The sequence below is a fragment of the Phormidium tenue FACHB-1050 genome (assembly GCF_014696925.1).
Taxonomy (GTDB): domain Bacteria; phylum Cyanobacteriota; class Cyanobacteriia; order Pseudanabaenales; family Pseudanabaenaceae; genus Pseudanabaena.
Genome location: NZ_JACJQY010000005.1, coordinates 154,051 through 170,479, shown reverse-complemented (window position 1 = coordinate 170,479; position 16,429 = coordinate 154,051). Strand labels below are relative to the sequence as shown.

General features: G+C 42.6%; 15 protein-coding genes and 1 pseudogene. 11 read left to right on the top strand and 5 right to left on the bottom strand.

The annotated features are described in order from the left end of the window. The first annotated feature begins 2 nt into the window (after positions 1 to 2). The 3 genes from H6G05_RS05325 (at position 3) to frr (ending at position 2,501) form a co-directional block, all read left to right on the top strand. Complete coding sequence (locus H6G05_RS05325) at positions 3 to 953, top strand: pentapeptide repeat-containing protein (protein WP_242025262.1); 951 nt, start codon at positions 3 to 5, stop codon at positions 951 to 953. A gap of 224 nt (positions 954 to 1,177) precedes the next feature. Next, positions 1,178 to 1,969 carry a UMP kinase gene (pyrH, locus tag H6G05_RS05320; RefSeq protein WP_190576962.1) on the top strand — a complete coding sequence of 264 codons (792 nt, stop codon included), beginning with the start codon at positions 1,178 to 1,180 and terminating at the stop codon, positions 1,967 to 1,969. Continuing rightward, positions 1,956 to 2,501 carry a ribosome recycling factor gene (frr, locus tag H6G05_RS05315; RefSeq protein WP_190576960.1) on the top strand — a complete coding sequence of 182 codons (546 nt, stop codon included), beginning with the start codon at positions 1,956 to 1,958 and terminating at the stop codon, positions 2,499 to 2,501. The genes pyrH and frr overlap by 14 nt, the downstream gene beginning before the upstream one ends. A gap of 57 nt (positions 2,502 to 2,558) precedes the next feature. Here the strand turns inward: frr and H6G05_RS05310 are convergent, their stop codons facing one another. Beyond that, positions 2,559 to 3,542 carry an apocytochrome f gene (locus H6G05_RS05310; protein ID WP_190576958.1) on the bottom strand — a complete coding sequence of 328 codons (984 nt, stop codon included), beginning with the start codon at positions 3,540 to 3,542 and terminating at the stop codon, positions 2,559 to 2,561. An 86-nt stretch (positions 3,543 to 3,628) separates the two neighbouring features. Next, entirely contained in the window at positions 3,629 to 4,168 is a 540-nt protein-coding gene (petC, locus tag H6G05_RS05305) for a cytochrome b6-f complex iron-sulfur subunit (protein WP_190576956.1), read from the bottom strand. Between the two features lie 478 nt (positions 4,169 to 4,646). Between petC and H6G05_RS05300 the strand changes: the two genes are divergently transcribed. Then, the gene (locus tag H6G05_RS05300; protein WP_190576954.1) at positions 4,647 to 6,386 is read left to right on the top strand and encodes a serine/threonine-protein kinase; all 1,740 of its coding nucleotides are present in this window, start codon (positions 4,647 to 4,649) and stop codon (positions 6,384 to 6,386) included. A gap of 148 nt (positions 6,387 to 6,534) precedes the next feature. Here H6G05_RS05300 and H6G05_RS05295 read toward each other — a convergent pair whose 3' ends face one another. Then, positions 6,535 to 8,796: an Rne/Rng family ribonuclease gene (locus H6G05_RS05295; protein WP_190576953.1), complete on the bottom strand. Its 2,262-nt coding sequence runs from the start codon at positions 8,794 to 8,796 to the stop codon at positions 6,535 to 6,537. Between the two features lie 638 nt (positions 8,797 to 9,434). Between H6G05_RS05295 and H6G05_RS05290 the strand changes: the two genes are divergently transcribed. From H6G05_RS05290 to ribH, 3 genes and pseudogenes are all read left to right on the top strand, one after another. After that, positions 9,435 to 10,781 carry a histidine phosphatase family protein gene (locus H6G05_RS05290; protein WP_190577035.1) on the top strand — a complete coding sequence of 449 codons (1,347 nt, stop codon included), beginning with the start codon at positions 9,435 to 9,437 and terminating at the stop codon, positions 10,779 to 10,781. Positions 10,782 to 10,902: 121 nt separating this feature from the next. Further along, on the top strand, positions 10,903 to 11,091 hold the full coding sequence (gene psbZ, locus H6G05_RS05285) for a photosystem II reaction center protein PsbZ (RefSeq protein WP_072143510.1): 189 nt from the start codon (positions 10,903 to 10,905) through the stop codon (positions 11,089 to 11,091). Positions 11,092 to 11,208: 117 nt separating this feature from the next. Next, a pseudogene (gene ribH, locus H6G05_RS05280) lies at positions 11,209 to 11,688 on the top strand (6,7-dimethyl-8-ribityllumazine synthase); the annotation flags it as partial. A gap of 32 nt (positions 11,689 to 11,720) precedes the next feature. Here the strand turns inward: ribH and H6G05_RS05275 are convergent. Both H6G05_RS05275 and H6G05_RS05270 read right to left on the bottom strand, forming a co-directional pair. Next, positions 11,721 to 12,164, bottom strand: a complete 444-nt coding sequence (locus H6G05_RS05275; protein ID WP_190576949.1) for an RrF2 family transcriptional regulator — start codon at positions 12,162 to 12,164, stop codon at positions 11,721 to 11,723. An 81-nt stretch (positions 12,165 to 12,245) separates the two neighbouring features. Next, a complete protein-coding gene (locus H6G05_RS05270) occupies positions 12,246 to 12,389 on the bottom strand; it encodes a hypothetical protein (protein ID WP_206756211.1) in 144 nt (47 codons plus the stop codon). A 291-nt stretch (positions 12,390 to 12,680) separates the two neighbouring features. On the opposite strand from H6G05_RS05270, the gene H6G05_RS05265 reads away from it, so the two are divergent. From H6G05_RS05265 to H6G05_RS05250, 4 genes are all read left to right on the top strand, one after another. After that, entirely contained in the window at positions 12,681 to 13,340 is a 660-nt protein-coding gene (locus H6G05_RS05265; RefSeq protein WP_190576947.1) for a sigma-70 family RNA polymerase sigma factor, read from the top strand. 19 nt (positions 13,341 to 13,359) lie between these two features. Further along, positions 13,360 to 13,848 (top strand): anti-sigma factor family protein, encoded by a 489-nt coding sequence (locus tag H6G05_RS05260; RefSeq protein ID WP_190576945.1) that lies wholly within the window; start codon positions 13,360 to 13,362, stop codon positions 13,846 to 13,848. 430 nt (positions 13,849 to 14,278) lie between these two features. Next, positions 14,279 to 15,511, top strand: a complete 1,233-nt coding sequence (locus H6G05_RS05255) for an HhoA/HhoB/HtrA family serine endopeptidase (RefSeq protein WP_190576943.1) — start codon at positions 14,279 to 14,281, stop codon at positions 15,509 to 15,511. A gap of 97 nt (positions 15,512 to 15,608) precedes the next feature. Then, positions 15,609 to 16,376: a hypothetical protein gene (locus H6G05_RS05250; RefSeq protein ID WP_190576941.1), complete on the top strand. Its 768-nt coding sequence runs from the start codon at positions 15,609 to 15,611 to the stop codon at positions 16,374 to 16,376. Positions 16,377 to 16,429 lie beyond the last annotated feature (53 nt).

Here is a 16,429-nt window from a genome sequence, read left to right as displayed (position 1 = left end):
GAATGGGCAAAGCTCATTCCTATGCGATCGCAAAAATATGGTGTGAAAGAGTAATGAAAGCTAGAGAACTGATCGATCGCTATAACCAAGGCTTTCGAGATTTTAGTGATATCGATCTCAGCCGAGAAAATCTTAGTGGTGTGGGTTTGACCGCAATCAATTTGGCTAATGCCAATCTGAGTGAAGCTAACCTATCCTGCACTACTTTAAATGAAGCCAATTTGTACGGCGCAAAGCTAAATACTACTGTCCTCTACCGCGCTAGCCTCAGCGATGCAAATCTCTGTGAGGCGGATCTAAATGGTGCTAGTCTGATTAAGGCTGATTTGCATGGTGCTAGGTTGGAACGGGCTAATCTAAGGGATGCTGACCTAACTGGCGCAAATCTCAATGCAGTGAGTCTCGCCAACTCTGACTTGACAAGAGCCAATTTAAGTTGTGTGTCTCTAGTCGGAGCCAATCTAGAGGGAGCAAATCTCGCAGAAGCATTTTTGAAAGGAGCAAACTTAGATGGGGCAAAATTAAATGGAGCTAATCTTGAAGGCGCTAATCTAAGTGGAGCAAGTTTTAGCGAAGCTAATCTTAGTCACGCAAATTTCTCGGCATCAGATCTTTCCCATGCAAATTTGTATGCCGTCAACCTCTGTGATGCTTTATTGTCCAAAGCAGATCTAAGTGGGGCAAATCTAAGCAATGCAAATCTAAATGATGCTGATCTCCAAGATGCTGATCTTAACGGTGCATTTTTGATTGACACGCAGTTAGGTCGCGCATGTCTAGAGGGCGCAAATCTTAGTAAATCCAATTGTTATAAAGCTAGTTTTAACGGTGCGTTTTTACTAAGGACAAATCTAAACGGTGCAAATTTGAATTGTACGGATTTCTCCAATGCTTCTCTGCAACCAGTCGATCATGAGGCAGATCGCAATCCAGAGTATGTAATACCAAGTTAATAAATGGCTATGCCATTTATTAACTTGAAAACCCTTTCTGAGTCTGGGTTTTAATTCATAAAAGTGTGGTCGCACTTGCGTGAATTGGTATAGCTGATGAGAAAAGTCAGTAAAAGTTAAGCCATTTGCCGTAGAAACTGTAATGGTATGTAGATACGTCTTGTCTAGAGAGAGAAAACCATAAAAAGCGATCGCGCTAGAAAATAATCAGTTAGGAATGAAACATGAACGCAACTACAAAAGAAGTCGAAAAAGAAACAACATCCCCATCAGCAAAGCTTGCTAGCCCAAAATATAAACGTATTTTATTAAAACTCAGTGGCGAAGCGCTTATGGGCGATCGCAGTTTTGGTATTGATCCTGAAGTGGTTCAAGATATTGCTTTACAGGTTGCTGAAATTGTCAAAGATGGGATCGAAGTAGCGATCGTAGTTGGTGGTGGCAATATCTTTCGGGGCATTAATGGCGCTGCTAAAGGCATGGATCGAGCCACAGCCGATTATATTGGCATGATCGCCACCGTGATGAACGCACTTACTTTACAAGATGCCTTTGAACAATTAGATGAGCCGATTCCTACAAGAGTAATGTCTGCGATCGCCATGCAGGAAATCGCAGAACCATATATTCGCCGCCGTGCCATTCGCCACCTTGAAAACAATCGGGTGGTTATTTTTGGCGCAGGTTCAGGTAATCCCTATTTCACCACTGATACAACGGCGGCTTTACGTGGTGCGGAAATTAATGCTGACGTAATTTTGAAGGCAACTAAAGTTGATGGCATTTATGACTGTGACCCTAAGAAAAATCCTGACGCAAAACGTTATCAATCCGTTAGCTTTGACCATGCCTTAATCAATGATTTGCGCGTAATGGATGCAACAGCCTTTGCCTTATGCAAAGAAAATGGCATTCCAATTATTGTGTTTGATCTTGGTGTTACAGGTAACATTCGTCGCGTCGTCATGGGAGAATCGATTGGTACTTATGTTGGAGGTTCCTGTGAAGTTAACTGATGTTGAGGCGCGAATGCAGAAAGCTGTAGAAGCGACCCAGCACAATTTTAATAGTGTGCGAACGGGGCGTGCTAATGCTTCGCTATTGGATCGAATTACTGTGGAATATTATGGGGCAACACACCTCAAAGCTTTGGCAAATATTTCTTCGCCTGATGCTACGACTTTGATGATTCAGCCTTTTGATCGCAGTAGTATGCGTGCAATTGAGAAGGCTATATCTGAGTCGGATATTGGGCTAACCCCAAACAATGATGGTACTAGCATTCGCCTAAATATTCCGCCGTTAACGACTGATCGCCGTAAAGAGTTGGTAAAAATGGTTTCCAAACTCGCCGAAGAGGGCAAAGTTGCGATTCGTAATGTGCGTCGTGATGCGATCGATTCATTGAGAAAGCTAGAAAAGGCAAAAGAAATTTCTGAAGATGATTCCAAAAGCCAACAAGAACAAGTAGATAAGTTAACGGAAAAGTTCGTTAAAACTATCGATAAGGTAACAGCCGAAAAAGAAAAAGAAATTTCCACAATCTAAAAACAAAAAGAAGCACCCTAAGGGTGCTTCTTTTTGTTTTAAAAAAACAAGGAGCTTTTAGAAATTCATTTCTGCTGCTTGGACTTTTTCGACTTGCTTCTTCTTCAGTACCAACAAAATTTGGGTAACGATGACCGAAGCAAAGAATGCTAGCAACCACTGAATGCGGCGAGGATCTTGAAGGACGATTTCGCCATCATGCTGACCAAAACCACCAACATTAGGATTTGTGGTTAGAGGAGAACCAACTTTCACATCACTGCCAGGTTCTACAACTAGTTCCGCTCCAGCAGGAACTTTCTCAATAGCAATACTGCCATCAGTAGTCTGAACCGAAATTTCATAACCACCGTAGATACCTTCATCTTCATTAGGAGCGATCGGGCTAATCTGAGTAACTAGACCAGAAACAGAAGAAGTATATTCGTTGTTATTGCTCTTTTCGCCAGTAGGATAAACCTGTCCACGACCACGGTTACCGCCAGCACTGACCGCATATTTCAAGAAGTGAACATTCTTGTCCTTAGCAGGATCGGGTGCAAGTACAGGAAAAACAATTTCCGAATAATCATCACCAGATACGGGACCAACTAAAACAATATTTTCTTGGGTATCGCTATAGGGTTGGTAATAGGTATCCTTAGTCTTTTCTTTTAGTTCTTCAGACAAGCGATCTTCAGGAGCAATCTTAAATCCTTCAGGCAATACTAAAACTGCGCCAACGTTCAAACCTGTTTTGCTGCCATCAGCACTTACTTGTTGTTTGGTGTGATCGTAGGGGAGTTTGACAACGGCTTCAAATACGGAGTCGGGTAGCACTGCTTGAGGTAGTTCTAATTCGATTCCCTTTTGGGCGAGGTGGCAGTTAGCGCAGACGATGCGACCTGTAGCTTCGCGAGGATTTTTATAAGCTTCTTGAGCAAAATAAGGATATGCAAAAGCAGAGGGGGCATTAAGCCCAAATAGTAAAGTTAAACTTGTGAGGACACATAGACTGACTCCCACAATCAAACGATTAGCACGGAACAAAGCTTTTTTCATGTATAAGTTCAAATGTAATTCAAATACCAATTTCGATATGTTAAGGATAGATGGCGCTCCTCGTCGTCTATCCTTAACCCTTTATTTTAAGCCCACCAAGGTGCTTCATTAGTGCGGAAGTCAGTTTCTGTCCATGTGCTAAATTGCACCACATCATCGCTAACTGTGGCATGGGCAAGAGCAAGAGACAATGGCGCAGGACCTCGTACAACTTTACCTTCAGCGTTGTACTGAGAGCCATGACAAGGACACATAAATTTGTTTTCGGCAACGTTCCAAGGCACAACGCAACCAAGGTGTGTACAAACTGCGTTTAGTCCATAGGAAGCAATTTCTTTATTGTCGGTAACAACAATATAAGTAGGGTCGCCTTTGAGTCCTTGAGCAAGTACGCGATCGCCTGCTTGATGATCTGCCAAGAACTTTGAAGCAATTACATCATTACCTAGTGCGTCCTTAGCAGCAACGCCACCGCCAGTTCCACCGCGAGAAGGTGGAACAAAATAGGCGAGGAAAGGACCTGCGGCTCCAAGGGTGGTTACGGCCGCAGACCCCCCTAAAATTAAGTTCATAAATTGACGACGGCCCATGCTAGGGACATCGGCGGATGCAGAAGCTTGACTCATAAATTTGACTAAGGATTTGGCTGAGAAATATTACGTTTTATATATCACTTCCTACCATGATATCGACAATCTTTCGACTTCTCTCTAGTTGTTTTGCAACGAAATGTTAAGCGTCGTGATTTTAGGGAATATTGTTAAGCTTAACGGTAGTTGGGGTTAAATTTCTGTAACCCATTCAAGAACGGCAATTCTTATTATGAAACTGATTTTGGTGTTTCCAGCACCTTCGGTGCTGGAAACACCAAAATCAGTTTTTTGAAAGCCTGCCGAAGGTGGGCTTTCAAAAAACCGATTTTTATAATGAGAATTGCTGAATCAAGAACCAAATTTTTGTGGGTGCGGCTTCTCAACACTCTCAAAAATCGGTTCTTGATTTTGTGGTGAGACCTTAAGTGTTTTGGGTTAACAGAGGGGGTAAGCTTAGCTGAAACAGTTTTAATTTTCCTGATTAATTTTCCTGAGACTTGATTATGCCCATATGAATGAAAAATCCCCTTCGCAGTTCTCTAAATATCGGATCTTGGGCTTAGTTGGCAGAGGACAATTTGGCAAGGTTTCATGTGCAAGGATGCGAGATACTGGCAAATTGGTCGCGCTCAAAGAACTAGAACATCAGCGATTTCCTACTAGTAAGCTTTTACGAGAATTGCGCTTTTTATTGACCTTACAGCATGAAAATATTGTTGCCTGTACAGCCCTGATGCATCATCAAAACTATCGCTATTTAGTGATGGACTACTGCGAGGGGGGTACACTCCGCGATCTGATGAACCATAGCCGATCCCTATCAGTGCAGCAATGCTTTGATTTAATCCACGATATTTTACTGGGTTTAGAACATGCCCATGCCGCGAATATTATCCATTGTGATATCAAGCCTGAGAATATACTGCTAAAGATTACGGCCAAGGGATGGCAAGCAAAAATTTCTGACTTTGGCATTGCTCGGCTCAGTCAAGAAATTGATTCTGATGGTAGCAATACTGGCTCACCTGGTTATATGGCTCCTGAAAGATTTTATGGTCAGTTTTCAGCAGGCTCGGATATTTATGCAGTGGGGATTATTTTGTATGAGCTTCTGGTTGGCAAGCGACCATTTACAGGAATGCCTACGGAGTTAATGAATGCTCACTTAAATCATCGGATCGCTATTCCTGATAGTTTGCCCCGATCGCTTGCCAAAATTATTATGCGATCGCTGGAAAAGCTGCCGAAACGTCGGTATATGACAGCTAGTGAAATGCGCCAAGATTTAGAAGCTGTTCAGTCTGAAGATTTTAGCAATATTAAATTGGGGACTGATGCTGAAATCTGTACAACCCTGTTCTTTGCTCAGAAATCCCAACATTTTGCTCAAAAAGATATACCTGAAAAGATTATTGGACTAGCTGGTGCAGAGAAATCGCGTTTTTATAGTACCTCTAAGTTTCTTTTGCACTGGCATAGTTTGGCGTTAGATCAGTCAGAACAGATCGCCAAATCTGAATATGAGATTGAGGCGATCGCTTTTGCCCACAAGACTTTATTCGCGATTACCAAGCAATCAATCTATCAGTTTGGGCAGGGAAAACCAAAATCTCTATATCAATCGTCTCAATTCTTCAAATGGGCGATTTCACCCCATGGCGATTGGTTTGCCGTCTCCACGGGCAAACAATTAGAAATCCGAAATTTAGTTTATGGTCGAGCAATGCGCTTGGAGTTTGCGACTAGAAACTTAAGTTGCATCATTGCCTTCGATCAACATCATTTGTTAGCGATCGCCAATAAGCCAGAAACTAATGAAAGTCGCGCAATCATTATTTCGCGGCGTTGCAACATTATGTATCGCCTATCCCTGCCCATACCGATCAATTCTGGGATTGCCACATTTACCAGCGATCGCGTACTTTTGCTAGAAGCAGGTAATCATAAAAACATCTATTTGCTTGATATCAAGCCCTATCGGCTGATGCGAATTCCCTTAGAGTATGAAGTTTTAATCATGACCGCAACGCCTTGGGGCTATGCGATTACAGCTAATTACAATGAGCACCAGACCATTTTGATATTTTTAGATTTGCACGGTAATAATATTAATAACTTGATTATTGATGGTGAGGTAACAGCGATCGCCCCGATTGACATTAATTTGTTAGCGATCGCAATTTCCGATATATCAGGTTACAAACTGTTCGCTATTAATCTCAAAAAGCTAGAAATTGATCTTGTTTTCTAAAACCAAAAAACATAAAACCCAAAAGATGAGGAGCGGTGCTTCGCACCGCTCCTCATCTTTTGGGTTTTTAATCCACGAAAGTGGGGCTATACCATAAAAGCACTAGCAACTCAACCATAAAAAAAGGGGCGCAAAAGCGCCCCTTTTTTTATGGTTGAGTTGCTGAAGATCGCTTACGTCGCGAAGCTTCAGGCGATTGAATCGGCACAAACTCTTTAGAAGTGTCCGACGACTCAGATCTTGAATCTAAATTTTCTTCATTGTCCAAAGAGTCAGTAGATTGCGCCCGATTAACTCTCAAAATTACACCGTTAGAAATACCATTTTTGACAGGGCTAATCACTGGACTAATCACTGGATTAATAGTTATAGGCTCAGTTGGTGTCTCGATGATTTCTTGTTCATCTAAACTTTCGGCAAATTGTTCTTCTTGTTCCACCGAAAGATTTACTTCGGTATTTGATTCAAATCCTGAATCAGATCTGGACTCCGTTACTGATTCTGCTCTTGAGCGAAGATTGCCAATGTTATTAGCAATCTTTGGCGCTTGACCTGGTAAAGCCACAGTCACAATCACATTGCGAGGGTCTTTAACTTCACGATCTAGTAATACCAAGGGAGAAACACCAATTTGCGAATAAACATCTTGCTCTTCTTCCGTCATTTCCACCACAATTACCTCTGGTGGCTCAATAACTTTGGTGCGAATTTCTCGCTTATTCGGACGTTCGGGTAGATCAGGCGTAACTACAGGGGCAGCCTCAATCACCTCCACTAATTCTTCGCTAGGCTCGGCGATCGCCTTAGCTGTAGAAATGTTCGGCAAAGATAACTTAGTTGGAACTGACCGATCAACTACGACTTCGCGCTCGATGCGTGGCTCAAAACGAGGCTCAACTAAAGGCTCAATCCTAGGCTCGAAACGCGATCGCACATCCGCAGGTATAACTTTTTCTGGTTCACGCGACTCCCGTGGATCTTTGTTGAGCATGGCTCGTTTACCACGTCTACGTAAATTGCCACGTTCTTGATAGCTAGGATGGTTCACCAAATTAGGCTCAAGTCCACCACCCAACTCCGAATCGCCATCTTCATACTCAGAGGTAAAATCAAGCTGATTCGATTGTTTTGATTCCCAAGTGCGTGATGTGGCATCAACAGGTTGTCCCGCAGCTTCCCCAGGCAAATGCATTAGATGTCCCAAGCCACCACAGGTCGAGCAAGGACGACCAAACAATTCATAAATACTCTGACCTTGGCGCTTACGGGTAAGCTCAACTAGCCCCAATTCAGTAAGCTGAGCAATTTGAGGACGGGACTTATCTGCACGTAACGCTTTATTAAAATGTTCTAAAAGTTGCAATTGATCGCGGCGAGTGTCCATATCAATGAAGTCCACCACAATTACGCCAGCAATATTTCGCAGACGAATTTGGCGGGCAATCTCCACAGCCGCTTCGCAGTTTGTCCACAACACCGTCTCACGAGAGGTTTGGGACTTGGTAAAGGAGCCAGAGTTAACGTCAATGACGGTCAAAGCTTCAGTTGGCTCAATAATAATGTAGCCACCACTAGGCAGATCGACTCTAGGCTTAAGGGCTTCACGGATACCAGCATTTACCCGAAAATATTCCAAAATCGGTGTGCGCTCGCGATGATGGTCTAGCATTAAGCCGCTAGGAATTTTGCCATCTGCCCAGCCCAATAAATGTTGCTTAATGCGGCGTAAACCATCGCTAGTATCGGTGACAATCCGATTAACTTCAGTGCTATAGAGATCACGCAATACCCGTTGCACAAAATCCCGTTCGCGATCGAGCAAGGTGGGCTGGCGTGTAGTTGCCACATCCTGCTGAATGCCCTCCCACTGGCGTTGCAAATTATCGAGATCCTCAATGATCTGCTCTTCTGGCATTCCGTCGGCTTCAGTCCGCACCAATATCCCCATACCCGCAGGCTTGACCAAAATGGCAAGGGCGCGAAGACGATTACGTTCAGCCTCACTGCGAATGCGTCGAGATAGGTTTACCCCACGACCAAAGGGCAATAGGACGACATAACGACCAGGTAACGAAATATTTCCTGTTAAACGTGGTCCCTTGTTACCCGTTGGCTCCTTCATCACCTGCACCAGCACACGCTGTTGCGGTACGACTAGATCGCTGATCGAGCCAGACGATCGCCGCATTTTCAAAGGACCGAGATCTGTAATGTGAATAAAGCCGTTGCGATCGCCATCGCCAATATTGACAAAAGCCGCATCAATACTAGTTAAAACATTTTCGACAACGCCCAAGTAAACATCCCCAACTTGGTGAGTTCCTGCGGCCACAACAATTTCTTCAATTTGATCTTCACTAAAAACAGCAGCAATTCGATACTGCTCGGCAATAATTATTTGCTTTGGCATTCAATTTCCTCAGAATTTCTTCGATTCAAAAGAGCCAGCCTAAGAACCTACCAGAAAAATATTTTTTCTAAACTTCGTATAAAAAATATTAAAAAAAATATCTTTCAAACCCTTTAATAAACAGACTCAAAAAAAGTCTTAGGGGCTTTACAACAGAACATACCAATAACGAAAACAAGAAAAAATTTCGATTGCAATCTGCCTATATCGTCAACCAGTCATCTTAGCTATGTACCGAGCTAATAACTGGTCGTTGTGTCTGCTCTGACATCACGATAACGAGACATATTGCTTTGTATGGAAAATTGGTGGGGTTTCGTTAAAAGAATTAGTTATTTCTTAGACTGGCGTTTATTAGACTATCTAAAAGGTGCTTACACCATTTGCCTACAGCATTCAGCCTGTAAGTAAAACAGCGTACTTGATGGTTCAAGTTTATGATTATGGTTAGTAAGCTCGATTACTTAACCAGCAGCTAGATGCGTTTTAGCTAGCAGCCAGCTTAAGCCTATCGTAGTATTATAGCGCAGCGTTGAGCGTTACAATTTCTTAATAGTGTTTTAATATTGATAATTATGTTAGGGGTTCGGTTGTGCTGTACCTCCGACTTTAAAAACCAATAAAACGAGGGTAAAGTTCTGAGTACGCGAGTAGTTATCGTCCGTCACGGCGAAAGTAATTTCAATATCTTAAGCAAAATTCAAGGACGAGGTAATTATGATCGCCCAGAATTGCAGTCCGTCTTGACCGACAAGGGAAAACAGCAGGCTAAGCTCGCAGGAAAAGCGTTATCGAATCTCACTATTGATGTTGCCTATGCTAGTCCTCTAGTTCGCGCTCAAAATACAGCGAAACTTATTTTGGCTGAAAATTTTAATCCTCCAGAACTAAGGACAACTGAGGGTTTACTCGAAATTGATCTCAGTGAGTGGGAATCGATGATCGCTGGTGACGTTAAAGCCCAATTCCCTGAAAAGTATCATCTCTGGCAAAATGAGCCAGAAAAATTTCAATTAGGTGATCGCTACCCCATCCTCGACTTATTTGAACAAGCCAAAGCTTTATGGAATGAGATTTTAGTCACAAATCAAGATCAAACAATTTTGTTGGTGGGGCATAGTGGCATTAATCGCGCTTTAATTTGCTCGGCGATCGGTATCCCTGTCAGTCTATATCACAATATTCAACAAGTTAACTGCGCCATAAGTGTCCTCAATTTCCAAGGAGCAAGTATCACCGACGGCGTGCAGCTTGAATCTCTCAACCTTGCTAGTCATCTTGCCGATATTTCAGGTTCACCATTACCCCCTGTCAAGAAAAATCACAATGGACCGCGCCTGTTATTAGTCCGTCATGGTGAAACCGAGTGGAATCGTCAAAAACGTTTCCAAGGACAAATCGATGTCCCCCTCAATAACAATGGTCATGCCCAAGCGCGCCGCGCCAGTGAATTTTTGGCAAAGGTTAAAATCGATAAAGCCTTTAGCAGTCCAATGTTGCGCCCTAAAGATACGGCTCTAGAAATCTTAGGCAAGCACCCCAACATTAATCTGGAGTTATTTGATGAACTCAAAGAAATTTCCCATGGTCTCTGGGAAGGCAAATTTGAACATGAAATCGAAGCCGAGTTTCCTGGCGAACTAGCTGTATGGCAAGCTCAACCTGAAACCGTGCAAATGCCTGAAGGTGAGAATTTACAGCAGGTTTGGGATCGTGTGGCAATTATTTGGCAAAAAATTGTCGAGTCAGTTCCCGCAGGTGAAACGGCTCTGGTTGTCGCCCATGATGCGGTAAACAAAGCGATTCTTTGTTTATTATTTGGGTTTACACCCGAACAGTTTTGGGTATTTAAGCAAGGTAATGGTGGTGTAAGTGTGATTGATTATCCTCAAGGTGCACAGGGCAGTCCAATCTTGCAATCTGGAAATATTACGACGCACTTATCTGAAGGTGTGCTTGATCGCACGGCCGCAGGCGCTTTGTAATTTGAAGTAAATGGTGCTGAAGCACCATTTACTTCAAACCTTAAGAGAGACGCATTTTCTGCTAATTTGGTGTAAAGGATTTGTCTTAGTATTTTGTTTTAGTATTCGGAGTTTAAATAAAGTGACTATTCTATTCCAACTTTTATTGGCAGCTTTTGTATTGTTTTCCTTCGTTTTGGTGATTGGTGTACCCGTAGCTTACGCATCCCCTAGCTCTTGGAACCAAACAAAGCCTCTGTTATTTCTTGGCTCTTTGATTTGGTTAGCATTTGTAATTGTCATCGGCATTTTGAATGCTTTTGTAGCTTAGACATAGCTAATAAAGCCCCCAAAAAGTTTTACAACGCCTTGCTTAGCAAGGCGTTGTAAAACTTTTACTTTGCTTAATTTTGATTAATATTTGAAAATTGCTACAAATTAAAATTCTATGACCGTTTTTGAAGGTAGCTTTACCAATACAGATAGTTTGCGCTTTGCGATCGTGGTAGCTCGATTTAATGACCTGATCGTCGGTAAGCTTCTCCAAGGATGTCAAGATTCGTTATTGAGACATGGTGTTGATGTTTCAGAGACTGGTAGCCAAGTTGATTATGCATGGGTTCCAGGAAGTCTGGAAATATCAATGGTGGCAAAAGAATTAGCCGATTCAGGACGTTATGACGCAATTATTTGCCTAGGGGCTGTCATTCGTGGGGATACTCCCCATTTTGACTATGTAGCTAATGAGGTTTCTAAGGGAGTTGCGGCAACCTCTTTTCAAACTGGTGTACCGATTATTTTTGGGGTGTTGACCACTGACACGATGCAGCAGGCTCTAGAACGTGCGGGCATCAAGGGCAATAAAGGCTGGGAATTTGGTATGGCGGCGATCGAAATGGCTAACCTTATGCGCCAAATCCGCTCGAAATCTGTTTAAATAAGCGAGCTTTGCTCACTTATTTAAACTATAAATCCTGAGCTTTGTCCTTGGGATGCTTGCCAACTGCGGGCATCGTAATATAAATCTTCTAAACAAATACCGTAAAGAGCATCCTTAAGCTTGCGATCAAGTCTTTGCCATAGGGCAAATGTGACCCAATCAGAGGCGAGTTTTTCCTGTGGCTTGAGTCTGGGCAAAGGATAAGTATCTTCGCCAACCGCCGATAAAATTTCGCCTAGAGAGATTTCTTTAGGCGATCGCTTCAGCTTGTAACCACCTTGTACGCCGCGAACTGACTCCACTAGATCTGCTTGACGCAAGGCTATCAAGATTTTTTCTAAATATGGGGCAGGAATCGATTGGCGATCGCTAATTTCGCGGACTGAGGCAGGCTTACGTTTTGCCCAAACCACCAGATCGAGCATCGCCTTCACACTGTAATGACCCTTTCTGGTTAGTTTCATAAAATCTACGAATTTGGCAAGAGGCGCTTCGCGCCTCTCTCTAAAATATAGAGCGGCAATTTGTGACGCTCTATAAGAACATTAAAAAAGAAAGGACAGATCAACAGGAGCAGGTAGCATTTCGCCGCCGCGCCAATCAAGTACTTGTACCAAAATCAAATAGCCCACACCCAAAACTACGGCGACAACGCCCGTTAAAACTGATATCCACTGCGATCGCTGCATAAGTATAACCAAATAAATTTAAGTAAAAAAATTAGGTGAAAGATCTAAGGAAACCTATAAATTAGCAAAAACACCCAAACTAACTGCTATTATCCCTCTTGAAATATCTTTAAATATCGATACTTAGAAGTACTTTGCGATGATTTTATTCATGTGGCAAAGTGCTATATATCAAGTAAAGCTCTATTTTGATAGGAACAAACTTTGATAATTCTTCGTCCTAAAACTTGAACATAAAAACACAGACATTTAGTCATGTGCAGATTCAAGTCCAGTAGGAGCGAGTAATTGATGAGTTATAGCCTATCTTGGTCAACCAGCATCGGAGGGTACAAGCCCTCCAACTCCGTGTCCGTTGATAAGCTCCCCATCGTTGAACTGGTACAACTGTGCCAAACCGAAGCGCAAACCAGTAAGTCTGCGTTTGCCGAACTTATGCGACGTAATCAGTCCTATGTCGATCAAGTTCTATACAAACTCGCTCCTGACTGGCAAGATCGTGCTGACCTTGCCCAAGAAGTATGGTTGCGTGTTTACCGAAACATCAAGCGCTTACAAGAGCCTGAAAAGTTTCGTGGTTGGCTGAGTCGGATTGCCACTAATTTGTTCTATGACGAATTGCGTAAGCGCAAACGAGTTGGCAACTCAGTTTCCCTCGACGCACCGTTTATGTCTGGCGATGGTGATGAGATGAATTGGGACTTACCTAGCGCCGCCCCTAGCCCGATCGAAAACATGTCTACGCAAGAGTTTTATGAACAACTTCGCAAAGCCATTCAAGATTTGCCTTCTAGTTTCCGTGAAACCATCGTTTTGAGGGAAATTCAAGGTTTGTCTTACGAAGAGATTTCGGAGCTAACAGGTGTATCGCTTGGTACAGTAAAATCACGTATAGCTAGAGCAAGATTAAAGCTACAAGCGCAACTACAACCCTATTTGTCCAATATGTAACGAGGGGTGTATTTAAGTTATGAGTGCTAACCAAATTTTTAATAGTTCTATGATTATTCCAGAGGAGCGCTTTGAGTTACTCAGTGCGTATATAGATGGCGAAGTAACTGAAGCTGAAGAGCAACTTGTCGAACAGTGGCTGTCCGATGATGTTGATTTCCGTCGCCTCTATCAACAACAACTAAAGCTACGTCAATCCTTAATTGATTTGCCAGTGCCTGTGGCAGCCCATTCATCTGTAAAAGCAGAGACAGATGTAATGATTAATCGTGTCTTTGCCGAGATTGACAAGCGATCGCAGCGTCGTAAATGGAAATTGGCAGGTATTGGGATATCCGTGGCGGCTGTGGTTGGGGTATTCGGCTCGATGTTTACCTTTAACTCTAGTCCTCAATTTAGCCCAGTCACAAATAACATCAATGCTCCTAAACAAGTAAAAGAAGAACCAATCTTAATTGCGATGGAAGAGCCACTTGTGCCTTTGCCAAAATCGATGAGTTCTAAATAATTACTCAAAGTGAGAGAGCGCCCTGACGAGCGCTCTCTCACAATTTATTTAAATTGGTCATTTAATACCAATTCACGAAAGTGTTGCCACACTTTTGTGAATTAAAGACCAAACCCAGTAAGAGTTTTAAAAACATAAAATGGCTACGCCATTTTGTGTTTTGGTATAAATCGGCTCTGGTGGGTGATGCATTATTCTTTAAAATTATGTCTAATTTATATATCTGTTATGTATCTGTGGTCGGTTGTATTAGGACAAATCAAAATCCAAGAAGCGAGTAGTGGCGCTTCGCGTCACCACTCGTCTTCTGGTTTTATGTCTCAACATGATGGACAGCAGCCATAAGTGACGGTTTTCCGTCTGGCGGGAAAGATTAACATGAAAAAAAATCTTTAGTAGAATTTAGATATTATTGGTCGCGGAAATAGCTATGAGAGACTCAAACAAAAAATCTCGTTACAAGCAACCTTTGATTTATGCTTCGATGCTCCTTTTAGGTGTAATTTTGGGAGCTTGGGCGGTTGTATCTGGAGTGCGATCGCCAAATACGACGGTAGTTACGCCCGTAACTCAAGTTGCATCGATATCACCAGTGATCGCACAAGAGAGTGACAAAGTTAAATCGATTACCGTACCTCGCAACTATGTGGTGGAAGCCGTTAATCGTACGGGACCCGCAGTAGTTAGAATCAATGCTTCTCGTACTGTTGCTAGCAATCAACAGATTCCTCAGGAATTCTTGGAAGACCCCATGTTTCGCCAATTTTTTGGCGATCAATTACGTCGTATGCCTAGAGAACGGGTTGAACGAGGTACTGGCTCTGGTTTTATCATTAATAAAGAGGGAGACATTATCACCAATGCCCACGTTGTTAGTGGTGCAGACAAGGTAACTGTAATTCTCAAAGATGGTCGCCAAATTGAAGGTAAGGTAATTGGTAGCGATGAACTAACCGATATTGCGGTGGTACAGGTTAAGCCAGACAACTTGCCTACCGTGAGTCTTGGCAGTTCGGCAAATTTACAACCAGGAGACTGGGCGATCGCAATCGGTAATCCACTGGGACTAGACAATACAGTTACGGCTGGCATCATCAGTGCGATCGGTCGTAATAGTGGACAAATCGGTGTTGATAAGCGCGTTAGCTTCATTCAAACCGATGCTGCTATTAATCCTGGTAACTCAGGTGGTCCTTTGCTTAATCAAAATGGCGAAGTTATTGGAGTCAACACTGCGATTATCCAAGGCGCACAGGGTTTAGGTTTTGCAATTCCGATTGAAACTGCTCAGCGCATTGCTAAGCAACTAATTGCGAACGGTAAAGTCAGCCGTGCTTATCTTGGTATTCAAATGGTAACGGTTGATCCAAATGTCAAAAGACAGGTCAATCAAGACACTGAGTTTGGCATCCAAATTTCTGAAGATAAGGGTGTATTGATTACTAGAGTCGTAGATGACTCTCCTGCGGCAAAAGCAGGCGCTAAGCGTGGTGATGTGATTGTCAGATTTAACGATAAAGAAATTTTGACTGCTGATCAAGTTACCCAATTAGTTGAAGATCGAGCAGTTGGTGACAAAATCCGTATGGAAGTTAAGCGTGCTGGTCAAACAGTTGCTTTAAATGTAGAAACTGCACAGTTTCCACAAAAATTCCCTAATTAGGATTATCCAAACAAAAGATCAAAAGCGGCGCAGAGCGCCGCTTTTGATCTTTTGGCATAGTTAGTTCAGTAGACTTTAAATATTTGCAGATAATCCTATGGGTAATTTTATTGGTTGGCTTGGCGCTTTACTATTGATATTTCTGGCAGGATTTGGGCTAACTCAATGGTTAAATTTGCCATTTGGTAATTTTATTGATTGGGGAATTGGCGCAAGCATTTTTGTATGGCTGATTATCATCGTTACTGTGCCTTGGAATGTTTATTTTCAATCTAAGGCTGTACTTAATCAAGCAACAATTTCTAAGGAAAAAGGTATTAATGTCGATGATAACCAATTACCTTATGTCAAATCGCTTGCCCAAAAATCGTTAGGATTAGCGCTGGCATTACATGTAATTTCGGCGATCGCTCTTTATGTTTTAGCATCAAGTGGCATTGGCACTATCGGTTATGTGGGGGCGATCGCTGCACTTTTATTGACGATATTGCGTCCTGCGATTAGCGCCTATGAGTACATATCTCAGAGGTTGAGCGCAATTTACCAGCAAATTGATTATCCTCGCGAAGATGTAATGGAGTTGCGCCAAAGGTTTGCCAATTTGGAAGAGTCAGTACGACAAATTAACGAACAGCTTAGCAGTGAAAATCCCTATTCATGGGTAACGAAATACGCACAGTTTTCTGAGGAAACACGCAAAGATTTATCGAGATTAGGAGCAAATCTCGAAGATCTACGCGCCACCAATGAGCGTGATCATGAGCGCTTAGTCCGAGAGTCACGACAGGCGATCGCGCAACTCAGTACCGACAGTCAGTTTTTGGAGCATGTCCGCGAAATTATTCGCTTTTTTAAGAGTGCCTAAAACCCAAAACAAAGCCTCGCATCGGATTGTTTCAGCCAAATAGCTCATTATTG